Source organism: Pseudoflavonifractor sp. MSJ-30 (assembly GCF_018918045.1).
Lineage (GTDB): Bacteria > Bacillota > Clostridia > Oscillospirales > Oscillospiraceae > Faecousia.
Map to the genome: position 1 here is coordinate 1 of NZ_JAHLPU010000025.1, position 21,346 is coordinate 21,346.

The window sequence follows — 21,346 nt, forward strand, 5'->3', positions numbered from 1 at the left end:
CGGCTTTGCCGACAGCGCCTCCTTAAGCCGCATTCTTGCGGAGCTTCTTGGCGGGACAAGAAGCTCCCCGCCGGAGGCACCCAGCCGATGGGCGGACAGGGCTATCGGCTGTAGCTTAATAGTTTATTACGGAAATATTTGAGCGGAGCAATGGCAGAACAAAAGTCCTGCCATTGCTCCGCATTTTTCATTTCACTTCGTTCAGATACTGCGTGATGCAGTACAGCGTCTTCCCGTTGTATTCCACTCTGGACCAGCCCACATCCCGGTTGATGCCGGTGCGGTGGACTTTTTCACTGCTTGTGATGGTGGCGACTACCACGCAGTCCGGGTCGTCCACGGAGGGGATGGAACGCAGATTCACCTTTTCCTTGGGGGATACATAGTCGTCCATGTCCTCGAATTGGGTCTTAATAGCACCATCGTCCGGCTTTGCCGCATTGCCATCTGAAGATTCCAGGTAACTGGTGACGGCATAGCATACCGTGCCGTTATAGAGGAGTCTCGACCAGCCGTTGTCGCTGACGCCGGTGCGCTGGACGGTTTCCCCGTGCTTCAGAAGGACGATGATCTGGGATTCCGGGTTTTCCACGCTGGGCAGGGTCCGCAGATTCACTTCTACTTTTGGCGTGACCGTGTCGTCTACGGCCTCAAACTGCGTTTGCAGGCTGCCTTCCTGCTGGAGGGCGCTGGGGTCATAGTCCAGGTCTGTGGTCAGATAGCTGGTAACGGCGTAGCAGACCGTACCGTTGTACAGAAGCCGGGACCAGCCGCTGGGACTGGTGGCGGTGCGCAGGGCGGTTTCGCCGTTGAGCAGAGTGTAGAGGACGATGCTGTCCTCGCCCTGGTCCGGGATGGAGCGCAGATTGGTCTTTTCCTTGGCTGTGACAGTTTCCTCCGTCTCTGTAAAAGCCATGAGGGCCTCCGGATCCGGGCCGACTTCCGCGGGAGGTTCGGAATCCTTGGCGGGTTCAATACCGTTGTAGCCGAAATATGCCAGGTTCATGTCCACCGGCTGGCTCACGCCGCTGACCGTGGCCGTCTGGGAAAACTGCCACATCTGGTGCTTCCCCTGGTAGCTGGAGGCATAGGTCTGGGGGTAGGGAAGGTCCGGGTACTGGGCGACCCAGATTTTATAATGCTTTTCGATGCGGCCTGTCTCCCAGCTGTTTTCCAGTTCGCTTTTGGAGCCATAGAACATGGGCGTATAGCCCAGCTTTTTGATGGCTTTCAAAAAAGCAAGGGCGATATCTGTCCGTTGGGCTTTTGTCAGATCCTTCTGGCGGCTGTTTTCCTGGGTGAAGCCCTCGCAGTCATAGACGATGGGGTAGGTAATGGGGTATTTGGCGACCAGCTCCGCTACCCAGACGGCCTCCTCTTCTGCCTCTTCCTTATTGATGGCGGAGGAGAAGAAATAGCCGCCCATGGGGATGCCTGCCCGGCTGCCCTCCTGAAGATTGTAGCGGGCGTTGGAGTCCTCCACGATGACGCCGCCCTCGTCCGTCCGGTAGCCAAGGCGGATCATGGCGAATTTCATTCCGGCCCCGGCCACAGCCTGCCAGTCGATGGTGCCCTGGTATTTGGCGGCATCAATGCCCAGAAATACCCCCTCAATTTCCTTGGTCTGCCGCTGACTGCCGCAGGCGGTCAGCGAAAAGAGCATGGCGCAGCTCAGAAATACCGCAAATACGCGTTTGTATCTGTATCGCATAGGTTGAATTCCTTTTCTTATTTTAGGTATGTAAAAGCAGCCTGTAGAGAGGCTTTTCTTTATAATACCATATTCGACCGCTTTCGTAAAGCCATGTGCTGATTTGCGAGGAAAGAAACTTCCGGCATGACATGAAAAGACGCAAAAACGGTGCGGCTTGACAAATGGGAAAATGGCTGTATAATGAACGTTAGCTTTTTTGTATTTTCAATTCATAAAAAGGAGATTTATCGAACATTATGCAGCTGGAAGATTTTGTATTTCCCTTTATCAGCTTGGTCGGTATTCCGTTGCTCGTAGTTTCCGCTGTGCGGAGCCTCTGGAAGCTTCCGAAGCTTTCCTTACGGGAAGGTCTTGTTTATTACGGCTGGTGCCTGTGCCTGGAAAACCTCGCGGCAAGGGAACTGGTTCGGGTGGTTGAGGCACTTTTGCAGCGTGAGGTTCCTACGTATTCCCGGTATTATGTTGTAGTTGCTGTGTTCTGTGCAGCAGCGCTGGGAATTCTGGCGGCAGCAAACGAGAAAGCGATGCGTAAGGATATCGGCAATGAAAAAAACGAAGACAAGTAAGACATATGTTGTTCTGGCGGTACTGGGATGGCTGCTGTTTGCATTGGGGGCTGCGCTGCTGAGCGCAATGCTCTGGGAACTGCAGACACTGAATGTGGGTATTTCGGAAATCATTTTTACGCTGACCAATCCTCTGGATGGCGCGGACGGCGGGATCGCTGAAAGTGTTGCACGGACCTGTGTACCGGTTACATTCCTGTTTTCGGCTGGCTATGCTGTTGCGCTGATTCGTTTCCGAAGCTGCGGGAAAGGAGAAATTCTGGAGCTTCGCCGCCCGAAGCTGAGGCTTCACGCAAGGACGCTGATCTGCGGTGTGCTGGCTGTGGTCCCTGTGCTGACCTGGGGATTGGCGGGAGCTATAGCCGAAAAACGCTTCCAGCTGTCAGACTATGTCAAAACCCGGATGGACAAAACCACCATCTATGAGGACTACTATGTCCGCCCCAGCGACACGGAGATTACCGCCCGGGGAAAGCCGAAGAATCTGATCTGCATCTATCTGGAAAGCATGGAGACCACCTATACCTCCTATGATCAGGGCGGCTTCCAGAAGGAGGATCTGATCCCCAACCTGCGGCAGCTGGCCTATGACAATCTGTCCTTCGGTACGAAATCGGGGGCACGTCTGGGCGGCGCGGACAATATCTATGGAGCCTTTTATACCATGGGCGCTTTGATGGCTTCCACCTCCGGCGTACCCTGCTGCGTTCCCATGGAGGACCCCAATACCATTGATGATCATGTGAATTTTGCCGCCGGACTGGAAAACCTGGGGACGATTCTGGAAAGTCAGGGCTACCGGCAGGAATTCCTATGCGGATCCGATGCGACCTTCGGCGGCAGAAGAACTTATTTTTCTACTCACGGGAATTACAGTATTTACGACTATTATACTGCCCAGAAAACCGGCTGGATCCCGCAGGATTACAAGGTCTGGTGGGGCTTCGAGGACAAGATCCTCTACAAAATCGCCCAGGAGCAGCTCCTGACGCTGGCGGACAGCGGCGAACCCTTCAATTTCACCATGCTGACTGCCGATACCCATTTCACCTTGGGCTACGTCTGCGATGAATGCGATACGGAGAAGTATGGCGAAACCACCGCAGCGGTGGTAGAGTGCGCAGACCGACAGATAGCTGCTTTCATCGAGTGGTGCAGGCAGCAGAGCTTCTACGAGGATACACTGATCGTCATTCTGGGCGACCACCCCAGAATGGACAACTATCTGGTTGACGGCGTGGACAGCTCCCAGCGGCTGGTCTACAACTGCTTTATCAACCCCGCGGAGGACGTATCCGGTCTGGATTTCTCCGACCGCCGGTTCTCTCAGGTGGATATGTTCCCCACAATCCTGGCGGCCATGGGCTTCGACATCCGGGGCGACCGTCTGGGCCTGGGCGCCAACCTGCTGTCCGACCAGCCCACGCTGATTGAACAGTTCGGCTTCGACTGGGTGAACTCGGAGCTGCAAAAGACTTCCGTGTTCTACGAAAAGAATTTCTATTAAGTAAAAATACGGGCGGCGGTTTTGCTGCCCGTATTTTTTTCGGGGAACCGGGGGCTTGTTCACATTTTATTCTCATTCCATTCAGACTGGTTTCAGGTTCCCCAATTAGAATGTACTTACTTTTTGAAACATAATTGGAGGAAAGACCTATGGCAAAACCAACCAAAGCCCAGAAACGGAAGAAAACCGTGCAGCGGGTGATTGCTGTGATCGCCGTGGTGCTGCTTGTGCTGCTGGCGGGGGTGCTGTATGTCCGGCAGCGGGTGCGGCGGTCCGTTACCGCCCAGAGCGGCAGCAATGTGAAGTCGGTCACTGTGACGACGGGGGCTATTAAGGCAACCGTCTCCGGCAGCGGGACCTTGGAAAGCGAGGATGTTGTTGATTTGACTGTACCCTCCACAGTGAAGGTGGAAAAGCTCTATGCCGAGCAGGGCGATGCCGTTCAGGCGGGATATCTGCTGGCAGCCGTCAATACCAGCACGGTGTTGACCAGCCTGTCTTCCGTGCAGGACAGCCTGGACAGTCTGGACACCCAACTCCAGTCTGCCGCGAAAAATACGGTAAGTTCCACGGTTTCCGCGGGCGTAGCCGGACGGGTCAAAGCGGTCTATGCTGAGGCGGGCGACAATGTGGCGGACGTGATGTACGACCACGGCTGTCTGGCGGAGTTGTCTTTGGATGGCTATCTGGCCCTGGACATTGACGCCGGTTCTCTGAACGCCGGGGAGACCGTCACGGTCATGACCTCCGATGGGAAAACCTGGGAGGGCACTGTGAACAGCGTCAAGGGCGGCACCGCTACGGTACTGGTATCTGACGACGGCCCCATGGCGGGAGACACCGCCACCGTAGGCGCTCAGTCCGGGACGCTTTATATTCACGCCCCTCTGAAGGTCACAGGATACGCTGGGACCGTCAGCACCGTATTCGCCAAGGAAAACGCCAAGGTCTCCGCGTCCACCACGCTGTTTACCCTGAAGGACACCTCCGATTCGGCCAAGTATGACCAGCTGCTGGAGCAGCGGGCGGATTACGAAGAGCTGTACCAGAAGCTGGTGAAGCTCTATAAGGACGGCGGTTTGGTTGCTGAGCAGTCCGGTACGCTGGAGACCATGGTGTCGCTGGATGATCTGGTTGTGGATACGGACCCGCTGACGGATACCACCTTAGCCACTCTGGATCCCGGCGAGACCATGTCTGTGACGATCTCCGTGGATGAGACGGATATCCTCTCCCTGTCCGTGGGTCAGGAGGTGAGCCTGACAGTGGAATCCGTGGGCGATGAGCACTATGTGGGCACCGTTGCGGAGATCGATACCACCGGAACCAGCGGCAGCTATTCCGCCAAGATCACGCTGGGCAGGCAAAAGGGCATGCTCTCCGGTATGACCGCCAAGGCGGAGGTTACCATTCAGGGTGTGGACAATGCCCTGCTGCTGCCTGCCGAGGCCATCCGCAAGACCAGCTCTACCGCCTATGTCTACACCGCCTACGACGCGGAGACCGACACACTGGGCGGCATGACGGAGGTGACACTGGGTCTGACCAACGGCAGCTATACGGAGATCGTCTCCGGCCTTTCCGAAGGCGACACGGTGTACTACACACCCAAGGAGCAGACCTTCACTTTCGGCGGCATGACATTCACCACCTCTGGGGACTTCTCCGGCATGGGCGGTATGAGCGATATGGGCGGCATGAGTGACCGGGGCGGCCGCGGTGACAAGAGCGGTATGTCCGGCGGTATGTCCGGCGGAATGCCCTCCGGTATGCCGAATATGGGCGGCTGAGGAGGTTCCCAATGATCGATTTGAAGGATATTTCCCGGGTCTATCAGGTTGGAAGCGAGCAGGTTTATGCTCTGAACAAGGCCAATCTGCATATCGACCCCGGCGAATTTGTGAGCATTATCGGCCCTTCCGGCTCCGGCAAGTCCACGCTGATGAATATCATCGGATGCCTGGACACCGCCGACTCCGGCACTTATCTCCTGGACGGCACGCCCATTGAGGACTATTCCGAAAATGAGCTTGCCCGGATCCGGAACCGGAAGATTGGCTTCGTGTTCCAGAGCTTCAACCTGATCTCCAAGCTCACCGCTGAGGAGAATGTGGAGCTGCCCCTCATTTACCAGAAAGTCCCCCGGGCAGAGCGGAAGGAGCGGGTGGAAAAGGCGTTGGCAAGAGTGGACCTGCAGAAGCGGGCCAAGCACCTGCCTACGGAGCTTTCCGGCGGCCAGCAGCAGCGTGTGGCCATCGCCCGGGCCATTGTTACACGGCCCAGCCTGATTCTGGCGGATGAGCCTACGGGCAACCTGGATTCCAAGACTACCGTGGAGATCATGGACATTTTCCACGAGCTCCACGATGCGAGCAATACAATCGTTCTCATTACCCACGACGATGACGTGGCTAGGCAGGCCAGCCGCATCGTGCGCATCAAGGACGGACAGCTGACGGAGGTGGGCGCATGATCCAGGCATTCAAAATGGCAATGAAGTCCATTTCCGGCAATAAATTCCGGGCATTTCTGACCATGCTGGGCATCATCATCGGCGTTATGGCTCTGGTTATTCTGGTGAGTCTGGTCTCCGGCGCAACCGGCACCGTCACCGATACCATTTCCAGTCTGGGCAGCAATCTATTGACCGTCACCATTTCCGACGACAAGGGCGCGCCCGTAACGCTGGATACCCTGGATGAATGGATGGCAGACCCCCAGATCGGTCTGGCGGCCCCCTCGGCAACCACCACCGCTACCGGAAAGTATTCCTCCACCACAAAAACCGTTACAGTTTACGGCGCCACCCCGGCCTATGCTCCCATCAATGGCCAGAGCGTTCTTTTGGGCCGGTTCCTGACCCAGGCGGATGTGGAGAACCACACCGGCGTGTGCGTTATCACGGAGAAAACCGCAGAGGACATGGTGGGCTATACGGATTGTCTGGGTGAGGAAATTTCTCTGGACGGCAGGAAATTCACCATCGTGGGCATTATGAAAAATGACGATGAATCCCTGACAGGTATTCTTACCAAGGACAACATGACGGCTTATATTCCCTATACTACCCTCATGCGGCTGTCCTCCACCGTCTCCTCCACCATTACCAGCTTCTCCGTCAGCGCTCCGGCGGACGGCAATGTGACCACCACCGAGGCGGCCATGAAACGGCTGCTGCTGGAGCGGTTTGAAGACGATGAGGACGCGTTCTCCCTGCTGTCCCAGAACATGCTGGAGGATGCCATGAGCAGCGTCACCGGCATCCTGACGGTGCTGCTGGGCGGTATCGCGGCCATTTCCCTGATCGTGGGCGGCATCGGCATTATGAACATCATGCTGGTGACCGTCACCGAGCGTACAAGGGAGATCGGCATTCGGAAGGCCATCGGCGCGGGCCGGGGCGTCATTTTGCAGCAGTTTTTGCTGGAAAGCGTGGTGCTGTGTATGATTGGCTGCGCCATCGGCGTGTTCCTGTCCTGGGTGGTGCTGCGGCTGATCTCCGTAATGGTGGCCAGCATGGGCATTTCTTTTGGCCTGGAATGGGGCGTTGTAGCCATTGCTGTGGCCTTCTGCTTTGCCATCGGCGTGATTTTCGGCCTGTACCCCGCCAACAAGGCCGCCAAGCTTCCGCCCATTGAAGCTCTGCACTACGGCGGTTAAGGAGGGAAGACCATGAAAAAACCGAACAGGAACGAAAACACCATGCCGCCTCTGGTCCCCGAGGAGGAAGCCCCCCAGCGGACCGGCAGCGGTGCCAAATGGGTGACCTTTGTCTGTATTCTTCTGGCGGCGGCACTGATTATCGCGTCTCTGCCCTCCGGCATTTCCGCAACGACCAGGGTGAACGACAAGATTTTTTCCGCTGTTCCCGAGGAAAACGTGATCTCCACGGTGCTCTCCGGCGGCGGCACACTGGAAGCCCAGGAGGGTACGGCCCAGAGCATTCCCCAGGCTCTGGAGCTGCAGACCTACTATGTGAAAAACGGCGAAACCGTATCGGCAGGGGACCCCGTTGCCCAGGTGGATGTTGTGGCAGTAAAGGCCGCCATTTCCGAGCTGCAAAGCGTATTGGACGCTCTGGATAAGGACATTGCCTCCGAAAGCGGTAAGACAAATGATACAACGATTCGGGCCGGCGCTGCTGGACGGGTGAAGAAGATCTACGCCCAGGAGGGAACTTCCGCGGCGGACACCGTGTATGATAACGGCGCGCTGATGCTGCTGTCCCTGGACGGCCTTATGGCTGTGGACCTGGAGGCCCAGGCGGAGGTCGGGGAGCATGTCACAGTGACCCTCTCCGACGGAACCGGCCTGGAAGGGACGGTAGAGGGTGTCTCTGACGGCATCGCCACGGTGACGGTTTCCGATGAGACCGTGGCTCTGGGCGATAACGTCACTGTACAGGACGAGGCGGGAACGCTTCTCGGTTCCGGAAATCTCTATATCCACGCACAGCTGCGGGTCACCGGGGCCTATGGCACCGTTTCCCGGATCAGCGTCAGGGAAAATCAGAAGGTTTCTACGGACAGCGCCCTTTTGACGCTGGAAAACACAGGCCATACCGCCGAGTACGCCCGACTGCTGAACCGTCGGAGCGAGTTGGAGGCCCAGATGGAAAGCCTTGTTAAGCTGTACAAAGACGGCATTCTGTACGCGGACTGCGGCGGCATCGTCTCCGGGGTGGATTCCACGGTTGACTATACGGATCCCGCAACCTTGACCCGTACCCGCAGCCAGGCCAGCCCCGGCTATACCGCCGTGGGCGGAACCCGCATGGAGGGGACAGATACGGCGGGAAAACCGGACACCAGTGAGGATCCGGACCCTTCGGAGCCTCCAGATCCCTCGGAGGGCCCCGAGGAGCCGGAAGAAACCGTCAGCTATGTTGTGGGCCTGGTGACTTCCGTCTCTGAGGGCAGTCTGGAATATGTCCCCCAGCTGACCGTTGAGGCGAAAAAGTCCCAGATGCTGAGCTTCGCCAATCTGGTGAATCCTACAATCACCGGGGAACCCCAGACGCTGCAGGACCAGGGACAGACCGTCTGCCTCAGCACCGGCGGCATGTGGACGGAGTCCGCTTTTGCGGAGATCGGTGCGGGAGATGCCGTCCTGATCAGCACGGATACGGTGGTTTATGAGCATTTGACTTCCAATACCCCCGGCGGCGGGCAGTTTCCCGATATCGATATGGGCCAGATCTCCGGCATGGACACCAGTGCCTTGACCGGGGCCATGAGCGGCCTGACAGGAGGCATTTCCGGCTACGGCGGGACGGTCACCGCAGTCTACGACAGTTACGATACCACCCTGCGGGACGCCGCAGTCATCACCGCCGACGAGGAGATGACTGTACAGATTCAGGTGGATGAGCTGGATATTCTGACCCTGCAAACGGGCATGGAGGCCCAAGTCACACTGGACGCCCTGACGGGTACCGGTTTTACGGGAACCATTACCTCCATTGATCCCTACGGCGCCAATTCCGGCGGCAACACCAAGTACACCGTCACGGTGACAGTGCCCAGGGAGGGAAATATGCTGCCGGGCATGAATGCTTCCGTCAAGATCACCACCGCCGTTTCCGAGCCGGTACAGACCGTGCCCGCGGAGGCAGTCCTCTTTGACTCCGGCAAGTCCTGGCTCTACACCGGCTACAACGAGAAGACCGACACCCTTACGGACCCCGTAGAGATTCAGACCGGCCGCTCTGACGGCAATCAGGTAGAACTCCTTTCCGGACTGGAAGCAGGCCAGAGTTTCTATTACCGCTACGCCGACAGCATTGAGTACAGCTTTGTAGGATAACAAATCAGGGCCGCCGCGTTTTGCGGTGGCCCTGAAGCTGCCTTGTTTCCGTTGCGATTTGCCAAATTGTGCGCGATTTTCGCTTCTGCCGGTACTCCGGCAGGATGGTCTTCCCAGAGCAGCGCCCCTGCCGCAAGGCAGGGGCGGATTGTTTTTAGCGTACCAGCTTGCACACCAGCTCGGTGTAAGCGTAGGGGTCATCCAGAGGCAGCTGGGCCATAAGCTGGGCCTGGAAGCACAGCAACTGGGCCAGATCCTTGGCCTTGACGGGATCGGCAGTCATGGTTTCCTGCAGCTGGCGGATGATGTCGTTGTCCGGGTTCAGTTCCAGGATCCTTGCAGAGGGGAAGCTGAATTCCGGGTTTACCCGCTTCATGTACTTCTCCATCTCAAAGCTCATGCCCGCATCCGGCACCATGGCCACGGGGCAGCTGCCCAGGTTCTTATTGAGCCTTACTTCTTTCACCTGGTCTCCCAGGCTGTCCTTGACGAAGGTCAGGAAGCCTTTCTTCTCCTCGGCCTCCTCCTGGGCGGCCTTTTTCTCCTCCTCGGATTGAAGCCCCAAGTCCTCGGTGGAAACGTTGCAGAAGCTCTTTTCCTGATAGGTCATCAGGGTCTGGGGTACGAATTCATCCACATCCTCGGTAAAGAGCAGGGTGTCGTAGCCCTTGCCGTCCAGCAGCGTCACCTGAGGCAGCTTTGCCAGCAGCTCCTTGTTTTCGCCGGGGGCAAAGTAGATTTTCTCCTGGCCCTCCGGCATGGCGTCCACATACTCTTTCAGGGAGATCAGCTTGCCCTGCTTGTGGCTGTAGAACAGCAGCAAATCCTGGCAGCTGTCCTTATGGGCACCGTAATCGGAGACGGTGCCGTATTTCAGCTGGCGGCCAAAGGCGGCGTAGAACTCCTCATACTTCTCCCGCTCGTTTTCCAGCATGGATTTCAGTTCGCTCTTGATCTTCTTTTCAATGTTCCGGGCGATAATGGTCAGCTGGCGGTTATGCTGCAACATTTCCCGGCTGATGTTCAGGGACAGGTCCTGGCTGTCTACCACGCCCCGGACAAAGCGGAAATGCTCCGGCAGCAGGTCCTCGCAGTTTTCCATGATCATCACGCCGCTGGAATACAGCTGCAAGCCCCGCTTAAAGTCCTTGGTATAGAAATCATAGGGGGCCTTGGAGGGGATATACAGCAGGGCCTTAAAGGACACCTGACCCTCGGCACTGAAATGAATGACCCGCAGGGGCTTGTTGAAGTCGTAGAACTTATCCCGGTAGAAGGTGTTGTACTCCTCCTCGGTCACGTCCTTCTTGTTCTTCTGCCACAGGGGTACCATGGAGTTCAGGGTCTCTACCTCGGTATAGGATTCATACTCGGGCTTGTCCTCCGGGGAATCCTCCTTCTTCCGGGACTTCTCCACCTCCATGCGGATGGGGTAGCGGATGTAGTCGGAATACTTGGTGATGAGGTTGCGGATCTCATATTCTTCCAGATACTGGCTGTAGGTATCTTCTTCGGTATCGGCCTTCAGCACCATGATCACATCGGTACCGGCGGTATCCCGCTGGGCCTCCTCCACGCTGTAGCCGTCAGTGCCGTTGGACACCCACTTGTAGGCCTTGTCCGCACCGTACTTCTTGGAAATCACCGTGACTTCCGAGGCCACCATAAAGGCGGAGTAGAAGCCCACGCCGAACTGGCCGATGATGTCAATGTCCTCTTTCTTCTCCATGGCCTGCTTGAAGCCCAGAGAGCCGGACTTGGCAATGGTACCCAGGTTTTCTTCCATTTCTTCCAGGCTCATGCCGATGCCGTTATCGGACACGGTGAGGGTACGGTTTTCCTTGTCCCGGGTGATGGTAATGGCAAACTGATCCCGGGCAATGCCCACCTTTTCATCGGTCAGGGCCGTATAGGCCAGCTTGTCGATGGCATCGGAGGCATTGGAGATGATTTCCCGCAGGAAGATCTCCCGGTGGGTATAAATGGAGTTGATCATCAAATCCAGCAGCCGCTGGGACTCCGCTTTGAACTGTTTCTTTTCCATAAAACGTAAACTTCCTTTCCGGAGTGCCTTGGGATGCACAGGGTATTCGTTAGCACTCGTTTCATGTGAGTGCTAATATTATAGCGCACTTCCGGAAAAAAGCAAGGGGGAGAAAAAAAGTTCTTTCTTTATTTACAATTTTGTGGTAAGATTAGGATGTATGAGTATGCGGTCAATAAAAAATTGACAATTGACAATTGACAGTTGACAATTTGCGGCGGATGCGGTTTTTCCCCTCGAAAAATTCTAAAACATCCCGAAGGGATACCGCAATTGTCCATTGTCAATTGTTCATTGTCAATTCGATGTTCCGCAAGGCTCTATTTTTATGAAACCATCATTATTATACAACGGACAAGGAGACAAGCAATGATTACAGTCAGCAACTTGGGGATGCAGTTTGGCGGGCAGTGGTTGTTCCAGCATGTGGATCTGCAGTTTCTGCCGGGGAACTGCTACGGCATTATCGGTGCCAACGGCGCGGGAAAATCCACCTTCCTGCGGATTTTGACCGGCGAGCTGGACTCCACCACCGGTTCCATCGACATTGACCCCACCAAGCGGGTATCCGTTCTGAAACAGAACCAGAACGCCTACGATGACTATACCGTCATGGACACCGTCATCATGGGCAACCAGCACCTGTACGATGTGATGAAAGAAAAGGACGCCATCTACGAAAAGCCGGACTTTACCGATGAAGACGGTCTGCGGGCGGCGGACCTGGAAGCGGAGTTTGCGGAATTGGGTGGCTGGGAAGCCGAGTCTGATGCTTCCCGTCTGCTGCAAGGTCTGGGCATCGGCACGGAGCTGCACTACGACCAGATGGCCAGCGTTGACCCCCGTCTCAAGGTGAAGGTCCTGCTGGCCCAGGCCCTGTTCGGCAACCCCGATATCGTCATGCTGGACGAGCCTACCAACAACCTGGATATTGAAGCCATCAACTGGTTGGAAGACTTCCTGCTGGACTTCCCCGGCATGGTCATTGCCGTCTCCCATGACCGGCACTTCTTGAACACCGTCTGCACCCATACCGTGGATATTGACTACGGCAAGATCAAGATGTACGTGGGCAACTACGACTTCTGGTATGAGTCCTCCCAGATGGTTCAGGCCATGATCCGGAACAAGAACAAGAAGAACCAGGAGAAAATTGAGGAATTGCAGCTGTTTATTCAGCGTTTCTCCGCCAACAAGGCCAAGGCCAAGCAGGCTACCGCCAGAAGAAAGCTGCTGGACAAGCTGAGCGTGGAAGAAATGCCCTCCTCCACCCGCCGCTATCCCTTTGTGGGCTTCCAGCAGGAGCGGGAACTGGGCAAGGACGTGCTGACCGTCAAGGACGTATCCGTCACCGTTGACGGGGTGAAGCTGCTGGACAAGGTCTACTTCTCCGTGGGCCGTACCGATAAAATCGCTTTTGTCGGTGAAAACGAACTGGCCCAGACGGCCCTGTTCAAAATCCTCATGGGCGAACTGGAGCCGGACGAGGGTTCCATCAAGTGGGGCGTTTCCACCATCCGCAGCTACCTGCCCAAGGACAACAGCCCCTATTTTGAGGGCAACGAGGAGGAGCTGGTAGACTGGCTCCGGCAGTATTCCGCCAAAAAGGACGATGTGTACCTCCGGGGCTTCCTGGGCCGGATGCTGTTCTCCAATGAAGATGTGTTCAAGCATGTAAATGTCCTATCCGGCGGCGAAAAGGTCCGGTGTATGCTGAGCAAAATGATGCTCTCCGGCGCAAACGTGCTGCTGCTGGACCAGCCCACCAACCACCTGGATATGGAATCCATTCAGGCTGTCAACAAGGGCCTGGAGGCTTTCCAGGGCGTGGTGCTGCTGGCCTCCCACGACCATGAGCTGCTGACCTCTACCTGTAACCGGGTCATCGCGTTCCAGCCCGACGGCACCATCGTAGACCGCTACGGCACCTATGACGATTACCTCAACTGGCTGGCCGAACAGAAAAAGGACTGAGGAGGGATTTTTCGTGGAAAAGATTCTGGATATAATCACCGAAAAAATGCAGGCGGCCTTTGAAAAGGCGGGCTATGACCGTTCCTTTGGCCGGGTCACCGTGTCCAACCGGCCGGATCTGTGCGAATACCAGTGCAACGGCGCCCTGTCCGCCGCCAAACAGTATAAGTGCGCCCCCATCCAGATCGCCAAGGCTGTGGCCGAACAGCTGGACGCCGATGACTATAGCATGGTAGAGGCTGTTATGCCGGGCTTCATCAACCTGAAGCTCTCCGGCCATTTCCTGCGGAATTATCTGGAACAGATGCGCACCGAACCCAAGTTTGGCATCGCCCAGCCCGGGGCGGGGAAGACCATCGTGGTGGACTACGGCGGGGCCAACGTGGCAAAGCCTCTGCACATCGGCCACCTGCGGCCCGCCATCATCGGCGAGAGTCTGAAGCGGCTCTATAAGTACCTGGGTTACAACGCCATCGGTGATGTACACCTGGGGGACTGGGGCCTGCAAATGGGTCTGATTATTGCGGAGTTTTCCGAGCGGCAGCCGGAACTACCCTACTTTGACCCGGATTTTCAGGGGGAATACCCCAAGGAAGCCCCTTTTACCGTGACCGACCTGGAGGAGATCTACCCCACCGCCTCCGCCAAAAAGTCTGACCCCGAATTTTCCCACAAGGCCCATCAGGCAACGCTGGAGCTGCAGCAGGGCCGCCGGGGCTATCGGGCGCTGTGGCAGCACATTATGAACGTTTCCGTGGCGGACCTCCGGAAGAACTACGACAACCTGGATGTCCACTTTGAAAAGTGGCTGGGTGAATCCGACGCCGACCCCTATATCCCCGCCATGGTAGAGGATATGAAGGCCCGGGGCATTGCCGTCCAGTCCCAGGGTGCTTGGGTCATTCCCGTGGCCCAGGAGGGGGACAAGAAAGAAATCCCCCCCTGCATTCTGGTAAAGTCCGACGGCTCCTCCATCTATGCCACCACAGATCTGGCCACTCTGGTCCAGCGGATGCAGGACTGGCACCCGGACAAGGTGCTCTATGTCACCGACAAGCGGCAGAACCTGCACTTTGAGCAGGTCTTCCGGGCCGCCCGGAAGGCGGGCATCGTGCCTCCCACCACCGAGCTGGAACACGTGGGCTTCGGCACCATGAACGGCAGCGACGGCAAGCCCTTTAAGACCAGAGACGGCGGCGTTCTCCGGCTGGAAACCCTGATTTCCGACATGACGGATTTTGTCCGCACCAAGGTTGTGGAAAACAGAATCGTGGAGGACAGCGAGGTCGAGGCCACCACCGAAAAAATTGCCATGGCGGCTCTTAAATACGGCGACCTGAGTAACCAGCCCACCAAGGATTATAACTTCGACATGGAGCGCTTTGCCGCCTTCGAGGGCAACACCGGCCCCTACATTCTCTATACCATCGTCCGTATCAAGAGCATTTTGGCCCGCTACGGCGCCTGGGAGAGCCTGCCCATTCAGGAGCCCGCCAACGACTACGCCAAGGACCTGATGCTCTCCGTGACCAAGCTTGGACCCACTCTGGAACAGGCTCAGAAGACCTCCAGCCCCAATCTGATCTGCGCCTATATCTATGAACTGGCGGGCTGCGTCAACAAGTTCTACCATGAGACCCGGATCCTCAGCGAGGAAGACGAGCAGCTCAAGGCCGGCTATATTGCCCTGATTGGCCTTGCCAAGAACATTCTGGAAGAATGCATCGACCTGCTGGGCTTCTCCGCCCCGGAAAAGATGTAATAAAACACAAAACCCCTGCCGCGAAACACGCGGCAGGGGTTCTAAATTGTAGGGGCTGTACTTGCGTAGCTTGCCGGGCCTGTTTGTTTCATCCGACTGCCCTGCAACCTTCCTTTGCGGGAGAAATGGGGACATTGTCCGCTACGGATTTGCGATTCGTTTCAGGCGCAATGAACAGCCTGAAAGATCCATTTCTTAGAAATACCCATATTTCTTCCGGTTTCCCAGCACAAACAGCGCTGAAGCCACCAGCGCACAGCCCTCAGCAACGAAGGTGGCCAGCCACAGTCCGTTGACACCCACCAGCTCCGGCAGCAGCAGCACAGCGCCAATCTGAAAGACCAGAGTGCGCATAAAGGAGATGGCGGCGGAGACTGCGCCGTTGTTCAGGGCTGTGAAGAGGGAGGAGGAGAAGATGTTCAGGCCCGTGAACAGGAAGGCAATGCTGTAGAGCCGGAAAGCCTCATAGGTCAGCTGATACAGCCCCGGGTCATAGCCTACGAAGAGCTTTGCCAGAGGCTTGGCCATCAAAATGGCGGAAAGGGTCATAACAACGCCCAGAACCGTCATTAAAAGGGTACTCTTGCGGAACATATTTTGCAATTCCGGCTTGTATTCCGCGCCGAAGTGGAAGCTGATGATGGGGGAGGAGCCGATGGAGTAGCCAACAAAGATGGCAACAAAGATAAAGCTGACGTACATCATGACGCCGTAGGCGGAGACGCCGTCCTCACCCAGGAATTTCAGAAGCTGGAAATTATATACCATGGCTACGATGGAGCCGGATATGTTGCTCATGAGCTCAGAGGCGCCGTTGCCGCAGGCCTGAAGCAGAGGCTTTGATTCCATCCGGACCGGGCGCAGATGCAGGGGGCTGCCGTTGTCCTTTTTCAGGAAGAAGATCAGGGGAATCAGTGCGCCCATGGTCTGGCTCAGGCCGGTGGCCAGAGCCGCGCCCGCCACACTCCACCGCAGCACACCCACAAGCAGTGCGTCCAGAATCATGTTGGTAGCACCTGCGGACACCGTGGCAATGAGTCCCAGACGGGGCTTTTCCGCGGCAATCAGAAAGCTCTGGAAGACGTTTTGCAGCATGAAAGCGATGTTAAAGGCGATGACGATGCGGCCGTAGAGCACGCAGTCGGGTACCATTTCCTCCGTAGCGCCCAGAAGTCTGGAGATCGGCTCCATGAACAAAAGGCCGATGGCGGTCAGCGCCGCACCCAGCAGGATGGTCAGCTCGATCATCATGGCAAAATACCGGTTGGCCTTTTCACTGTCTCCGGCACCCAGGTAGCGGGACACCAGAGCCGTGCCGCCGGTGCCGATCATGAAGCCCATACCGCCCAGGATCATCAGAAAGGGCCAGATAAGGTTCAGAGCCGCAAAGGCGGTCTTTCCGGCGAAATTGGAAATGAAAAAGCCGTCTACCACGCTGTAGATGGAAGTAAAGACCATCATGGCGATGGAGGGCAAAGTGAATCGGAACAGCTTTCCGTAGGTGAAGTGGTCCGATAATTGGATTTTCTGTTTCATTTGAGTTCCTTCCTCCCCGCCCGCGGCAGCTTTATGCCATGACGGTGCAGACATGGGGAAACGTCTGCCGGGGAATAGTATTAGAGCGGAGAGTGCCCTATCAGCCCGACCACATCCGTCAGGGAATCGCACAGGGCGTGGATGCGGTGCAGGTCTTCCTCGTCCGGCTGGTCCTGATCCGGGACCATGATGGTCATGCAGCCGGCGCTGCTGGCGGAGAGAAGGCCGGCCTTGGAATCCTCCATGGCGATGCAGCGGCAGGGGTGAACGCCCAGAACTTCGGCGCCCTTCAGATAGATATCCGGGGCGGGCTTGCCGTTTTGGACGTCGTAGGTGGTGACAATGGCGTCGAAACGGTCGAAGAGCCCTATGGGATCCAGATACTTTTTTACCCGCTCCCGGGGAGAGGCGGTGCAGATGGCCGTTGGGATGCCCGCGTTTTTCAGAGCATCCAGCAGCGTATGGATGCCCGGCTTTGGCGGGATGCTGTCGCTGCCCAGAAAGGCGTCCATCAGCTCTGTACGCTTATTGCGTATCTGAATATAGTCAACACCCGGGCCGAAGTAGCCCTCCAGCTGCCTGGCGGCGGTTTCCCGGTTCAGACCCCGCAGGCCGATGGCCTGGGTATAGCTCATGTCATAGCCAAAAGCCGCGGCAGCCTCTCGCCAGAAGCGGGTGTAGAGCCCTTCGGAGTCAAGAATGACGCCGTCCATGTCGAACAGCGCGCCCTGCACGGATGCAATGGGTTTGAAGATTTGGTATGCCATGGCAATGCCTCCCATTCATTTTTCTTCCCTTCCTATTATGCACGAAAATGGACAGAATTTCCAGTGGGTGATCCTGCTTTTTCTGTTTGGATTCAAATTAAACACTTCTTAATGTTTCTCCCCCTTTCTTATTAAGGAAGGGGATGTTATAATACTCTCGGATGGAAAATAAATGGAGGAATGGTATATGTATCGTATTTTGATTTGCGACGATCAGAAGGATATTGTGAATGCGCTGAGAATCTACCTGACCCCGGAGGGGTACGACCTGTACGAGGCATACAACGGCCAGCAGGCGGTGGAGCTGTGCAAAGAAAAGCAGATGGATCTGATCCTGCTAGACGTGATGATGCCTGTTATGGACGGTGTCACCGCCACGGCGAAGATCCGGGAATTCTCCAATGCGCCCATTATCCTGCTGACGGCAAAGTCCGAAACGGAGGACAAGGTGCTGGGTTTGAACGTGGGTGCCGATGACTATATTACGAAGCCCTTTGTGCCGGTGGAGGTGCTGGCCCGGATCCGCTCCCAGCTGCGGCGATATTCCCGGATGGACAACCGCACGGAGGACAAGGAAGTGCTGACCATCGGCGGCATCTCTCTGGACGACCGGACCAAGTCCGTCACCGTGGAGGGAGAGCCCGTCAATCTGACGCCGACGGAGTACTCCATTCTGCACCTGCTCATGACGAACCCCGGCAAGGTCTACTCCACCAAGGCCCTCTATGAGGCCGTATGGCAGGAGGCGGCTTTGGGCAGCGAGGGCAGCGTTGCCGTGCATATCCGCCATTTGCGGGAAAAAATCGAGATCAACCCTTCCGAGCCCCGGTACTTAAAAGTCATGTGGGGCCAGGGCTATAAACTGGAAGGGGAGAAAAAATGAAAAACCATGTGATTTTCAAGTTCCTGGCCGTTGCTCTGTGCGCCCTGTGCCTTATGGGCGCCATTGTCTCCGGCGGGAGCCTGATCATGCTGGCGTCTCTGGAGTTGGAGGACGGCCAGTCCCCCCGGGACAAGCAGCAGGAATCTCTGGAGCAGGACCTGCAATGGGACGCCCGGAGTTATGTGGCCCGCTACGTCACCCGGGAAAAAGGCGCGGCGGACGAGACCTTTCTGGCGAAGCGCTATTCCAGCCTGAATTACGATTACCAGATCCGGAACAGCAGGGGAAAGGTCGTAGACGAAAGATTCACCCTGACCGGCGGCTTTACGGAATTCACCTGTACGGTCCATGCCGGGACGGTTTCCTATGACACCGCGGTGAGCGGCCCCGTTTACGCAAAGTGGCCGGATTGGGAGCAGACCCGGGAGGCTATGGCGGAGGAATACCGCACAGAGCATCCGGACGCGGAGTTCGCCACCATCGGTTTCATCGTGCCCAATACCAATGGGCAAAACTACTATATCGTGGAAGAGCGTCCTACGACCGAGGACTATACGGTGGTGTTCCACATCGATACCGCCGGCATTGGCAGAACCCAGGAGCAGCGGCTCTGGGCCATCGCGGACACGCTCTGGCGGCATGAGACAATGGTTGTGGCTGTTCTCGGTACCAGCCTGGCGCTGTTTGCGGCGCTGGCGGTGTATCTGTGCATGGCGGCGGGCCGGAAGCCCGGTTCGGAGGAAATTCGTCCCGGCGGCCTGAACTGCATCCCTCTGGATATCTATCTGGCGGCGGTGGTGCTTGGTGCAGTCGGCTATGTGTTCTGCGCCGCAGAGGGCCTGGGCTATTTCATCCAGCAGAGTATGCTTACCTTCCTCAGCATCTATGGCTATGGGCTGTATGCCTGGTGCCTGCTCTTCGTGGGCTTCTGCTTTGCCTGCGCCGCTCAGTTCAAGACCCCGAATTTCTACTGGTGGCATCACAGTGTCACGGGCCTATGCTGGAAAATTGCCGTCTGGTGCTGGCATTTCGGCTGGAAGTGCCTGGGCTGGGCCTACCGTATCCTGTGGCAGGCGGCCCTGCCGGTTCTGGGCTGGGCATGGAAGATTGCAAAGAGTGTCTGGGGGCTGGCGCACAGGGCCTGCCGATGGCTCGCGAACGGGCTGAAGCGGATGTATGGGATGCTGCCCCTGACCTGGCAGTGGCTGCTGGGAGGCCTCATCGTTGGCGGCTGCACTTTCCCCGGACTGGTGACGGACAGCAGTTTTCTCCTGCTGATGAGTTTTGCCGCGGCAATCGTTGTTGTGATCTATGGAGCCAATGTATTTGGAACGCTGCTGGAAGCCGCCAAGCGGATGCGGAGCGGCGATCTGGATGTCAAGGTGGACGATAAGCTCATGGTAGGCAGCTTTAAGGATATGGCAGGGGAACTGAACGGGCTGTCCGATGTGGTCATTGTGGCCGCTCAGAAGCAGATGCGTTCCGAGCGGATGCGGACCGAGCTGATCACCAACGTCAGCCATGACATCAAGACCCCCTTGACCTCCATTATCAACTATGTGGACCTTCTGCAAAAGCCACACTCCGAGGAAGACGCCAAAACCTATCTGGAGGTTCTCTCCCGGCAGTCGGGCCGTATGAAGCGGCTCATTGACGATCTCATTGAGCTGAGTAAGGCATCCACCGGCAACATCACGGTGGACCTCACGACCATGGACGCGGTGGAGACCGTGAATCAGGCTCTGGGTGAATTCACGGACAAGCTGGAAGCTGCCCACCTGATGCCCGTATTCCGGGCGCCCAAGGAGCCGCTGTACATCCACGCCGACGGCAGGTTGGCCTGGCGTGCCATGAGCAATCTGCTGAGCAACGCCGCCAAGTACGCCATGCCGGACACAAGGCTTTATGTGGATATTGTGGCGGTGGACGGAAAGGTTTGTATCTCCTTTAAGAACATCTCCCGGGAGCCTCTGAACGTCAGCGCAGACGAGCTGATGGAGCGTTTCGTCCGGGGCGAGGCCTCCCGGAACCAGGAGGGCAGCGGACTGGGCCTGAACATCGCCCAGAGTATGATGGAGCTGCAGCACGGTGCCCTGGAACTGCTGGTGGACGGGGACCTCTTCAAAGCAACCCTGATTTTCCCGCAGGAGGAAGGACAGACGGAATAAAAAACCGGCGGGGCAGCAAATACGCCGCCGGAAACCTGTTCCCCGGAATGCGGAGCAAAGATAAGTCAGGGCCGCGGATTCGGAAACCTGTTCTGAGCGGCCATGATTTGCCGGAATTCTCTCTTGCTTTTTTCGGCATAATTGGCTATACTATAGGCATCAAAGTGCGGCCGGGACCGCTCCTCCTGGGGCGTGGTCGGCGGCGTTATCCATGAAACGGAGGAATATTTTCATGAAAACCCTGAATGCAATTGCGAAGGTTCTGGCTGTGCTGGCGGCTGTGGCCGGTGCGGTTTATCTCATTGCGGCCTATGGTGATAAGATTGTTGCCTGGGCAAAGCGTGTTATTGGCTGCTGCCCCTGGGACGAGGGCATGGAGGAAGAGTCCGCCGAAGAGCCTGCCGCTCCCGAGGCCCCCGCTGAGGAGCCTGCTGCCGCCGAAGAGCCTGCTGAGGAGCCTGCCGCTCCTGAGGCTCCCGTGGAGTCCGATGAGCCCGTTGCCGATGAGGGCGATTTCGAGGGCTAAGAGACCATTGGTGAATCAAGGGCCTCTCGCAAAATAAACTTCTGTGTCGGGGCGGCTGTCAGCCGCCCCGACAGGCTTTTCATTTTGTGGCGGT

Annotated in this window: 15 protein-coding genes; 11 read left to right on the forward strand and 4 right to left on the reverse strand. The window is 56.9% G+C overall.

Annotated features, from left to right (window positions below):
* Positions 1–187: 187 nt before the first annotated feature.
* Complete coding sequence (locus tag KQI10_RS03895; protein WP_216566098.1) at positions 188–1,711, reverse strand: GH25 family lysozyme; 1,524 nt, start codon at positions 1,709–1,711, stop codon at positions 188–190.
* Between the two features lie 239 nt (positions 1,712–1,950).
* Between KQI10_RS03895 and KQI10_RS03900 the strand changes: the two genes are divergently transcribed.
* The 6 genes from KQI10_RS03900 (at position 1,951) to KQI10_RS03925 (ending at position 9,592) form a co-directional block, all read left to right on the forward strand.
* On the forward strand, positions 1,951–2,280 hold the full coding sequence (locus KQI10_RS03900) for a hypothetical protein (protein ID WP_216566099.1): 330 nt from the start codon (positions 1,951–1,953) through the stop codon (positions 2,278–2,280).
* Entirely contained in the window at positions 2,258–3,787 is a 1,530-nt protein-coding gene (locus KQI10_RS03905; protein WP_216566100.1) for an LTA synthase family protein, read from the forward strand. The genes KQI10_RS03900 and KQI10_RS03905 overlap by 23 nt, the downstream gene beginning before the upstream one ends.
* A 149-nt stretch (positions 3,788–3,936) precedes the next feature.
* Complete coding sequence (locus KQI10_RS03910; RefSeq protein WP_216566101.1) at positions 3,937–5,577, forward strand: HlyD family efflux transporter periplasmic adaptor subunit; 1,641 nt, start codon at positions 3,937–3,939, stop codon at positions 5,575–5,577.
* 11 nt (positions 5,578–5,588) lie between these two features.
* Complete coding sequence (locus KQI10_RS03915) at positions 5,589–6,260, forward strand: ABC transporter ATP-binding protein (RefSeq protein WP_216566102.1); 672 nt, start codon at positions 5,589–5,591, stop codon at positions 6,258–6,260.
* Entirely contained in the window at positions 6,257–7,447 is a 1,191-nt protein-coding gene (locus KQI10_RS03920) for an ABC transporter permease (protein WP_216566103.1), read from the forward strand. Before KQI10_RS03915 ends, KQI10_RS03920 begins: the two co-directional genes overlap by 4 nt.
* 12 nt (positions 7,448–7,459) lie before the next feature.
* The gene (locus KQI10_RS03925) at positions 7,460–9,592 is read left to right on the forward strand and encodes an HlyD family efflux transporter periplasmic adaptor subunit (RefSeq protein ID WP_216566104.1); all 2,133 of its coding nucleotides are present in this window, start codon (positions 7,460–7,462) and stop codon (positions 9,590–9,592) included.
* A 154-nt stretch (positions 9,593–9,746) separates the two neighbouring features.
* Here the strand turns inward: KQI10_RS03925 and htpG are convergent, their stop codons facing one another.
* A complete protein-coding gene (gene htpG, locus KQI10_RS03930; protein ID WP_216566105.1) occupies positions 9,747–11,636 on the reverse strand; it encodes a molecular chaperone HtpG in 1,890 nt (629 codons plus the stop codon).
* 369 nt (positions 11,637–12,005) lie between these two features.
* Between htpG and KQI10_RS03935 the strand changes: the two genes are divergently transcribed.
* Positions 12,006–13,610 (forward strand): ABC-F family ATP-binding cassette domain-containing protein, encoded by a 1,605-nt coding sequence (locus tag KQI10_RS03935; RefSeq protein WP_216566106.1) that lies wholly within the window; start codon positions 12,006–12,008, stop codon positions 13,608–13,610.
* 13 nt (positions 13,611–13,623) lie between these two features.
* Complete coding sequence (gene argS / locus KQI10_RS03940; protein WP_216566107.1) at positions 13,624–15,372, forward strand: arginine--tRNA ligase; 1,749 nt, start codon at positions 13,624–13,626, stop codon at positions 15,370–15,372.
* A gap of 195 nt (positions 15,373–15,567) precedes the next feature.
* On the opposite strand, the gene KQI10_RS03945 is transcribed toward argS, so the two are convergent.
* Both KQI10_RS03945 and KQI10_RS03950 read right to left on the reverse strand, forming a co-directional pair.
* Positions 15,568–16,908 carry an MATE family efflux transporter gene (locus KQI10_RS03945; RefSeq protein WP_216566108.1) on the reverse strand — a complete coding sequence of 447 codons (1,341 nt, stop codon included), beginning with the start codon at positions 16,906–16,908 and terminating at the stop codon, positions 15,568–15,570.
* 80 nt (positions 16,909–16,988) lie between these two features.
* Positions 16,989–17,675, reverse strand: coding sequence for an HAD family phosphatase (locus tag KQI10_RS03950; protein WP_216566109.1), 687 nt, complete (start codon positions 17,673–17,675; stop codon positions 16,989–16,991).
* Positions 17,676–17,862: 187 nt separating this feature from the next.
* On the opposite strand from KQI10_RS03950, the gene KQI10_RS03955 reads away from it, so the two are divergent.
* The 3 genes from KQI10_RS03955 (at position 17,863) to KQI10_RS03965 (ending at position 21,252) form a co-directional block, all read left to right on the forward strand.
* Positions 17,863–18,558: a response regulator transcription factor gene (locus KQI10_RS03955; protein WP_216566110.1), complete on the forward strand. Its 696-nt coding sequence runs from the start codon at positions 17,863–17,865 to the stop codon at positions 18,556–18,558.
* Positions 18,555–20,726 (forward strand): sensor histidine kinase KdpD, encoded by a 2,172-nt coding sequence (locus tag KQI10_RS03960; RefSeq protein ID WP_216566111.1) that lies wholly within the window; start codon positions 18,555–18,557, stop codon positions 20,724–20,726. The genes KQI10_RS03955 and KQI10_RS03960 overlap by 4 nt, the downstream gene beginning before the upstream one ends.
* Positions 20,727–20,958: 232 nt before the next feature.
* Complete coding sequence (locus KQI10_RS03965; protein WP_216566112.1) at positions 20,959–21,252, forward strand: hypothetical protein; 294 nt, start codon at positions 20,959–20,961, stop codon at positions 21,250–21,252.
* Positions 21,253–21,346 lie beyond the last annotated feature (94 nt).

Bases quoted from the DNA above. Each gene is read 5' to 3' on its own strand.
- KQI10_RS03935 (WP_216566106.1), top strand. From the start codon at position 12,006: ATGATTACAGTCAGCAACTTGGGGATGCAGTTTGGCGGGCAGTGGTTG.
- KQI10_RS03960 (WP_216566111.1), top strand. From the start codon at position 18,555: ATGAAAAACCATGTGATTTTCAAGTTCCTGGCCGTTGCTCTGTGCGCC.
- KQI10_RS03920 (WP_216566103.1), top strand. From the start codon at position 6,257: ATGATCCAGGCATTCAAAATGGCAATGAAGTCCATTTCCGGCAATAAA.
- KQI10_RS03915 (WP_216566102.1), top strand. From the start codon at position 5,589: ATGATCGATTTGAAGGATATTTCCCGGGTCTATCAGGTTGGAAGCGAG.
- KQI10_RS03895 (WP_216566098.1), bottom strand. From the start codon at position 1,711: ATGCGATACAGATACAAACGCGTATTTGCGGTATTTCTGAGCTGCGCC.
- KQI10_RS03945 (WP_216566108.1), bottom strand. From the start codon at position 16,908: ATGAAACAGAAAATCCAATTATCGGACCACTTCACCTACGGAAAGCTG.
- KQI10_RS03925 (WP_216566104.1), top strand. From the start codon at position 7,460: ATGAAAAAACCGAACAGGAACGAAAACACCATGCCGCCTCTGGTCCCC.
- KQI10_RS03910 (WP_216566101.1), top strand. From the start codon at position 3,937: ATGGCAAAACCAACCAAAGCCCAGAAACGGAAGAAAACCGTGCAGCGG.
- KQI10_RS03900 (WP_216566099.1), top strand. From the start codon at position 1,951: ATGCAGCTGGAAGATTTTGTATTTCCCTTTATCAGCTTGGTCGGTATT.
- KQI10_RS03905 (WP_216566100.1), top strand. From the start codon at position 2,258: ATGAAAAAAACGAAGACAAGTAAGACATATGTTGTTCTGGCGGTACTG.
- KQI10_RS03965 (WP_216566112.1), top strand. From the start codon at position 20,959: ATGAAAACCCTGAATGCAATTGCGAAGGTTCTGGCTGTGCTGGCGGCT.
- htpG (WP_216566105.1), bottom strand. From the start codon at position 11,636: ATGGAAAAGAAACAGTTCAAAGCGGAGTCCCAGCGGCTGCTGGATTTG.
- KQI10_RS03955 (WP_216566110.1), top strand. From the start codon at position 17,863: ATGTATCGTATTTTGATTTGCGACGATCAGAAGGATATTGTGAATGCG.
- KQI10_RS03950 (WP_216566109.1), bottom strand. From the start codon at position 17,675: ATGGCATACCAAATCTTCAAACCCATTGCATCCGTGCAGGGCGCGCTG.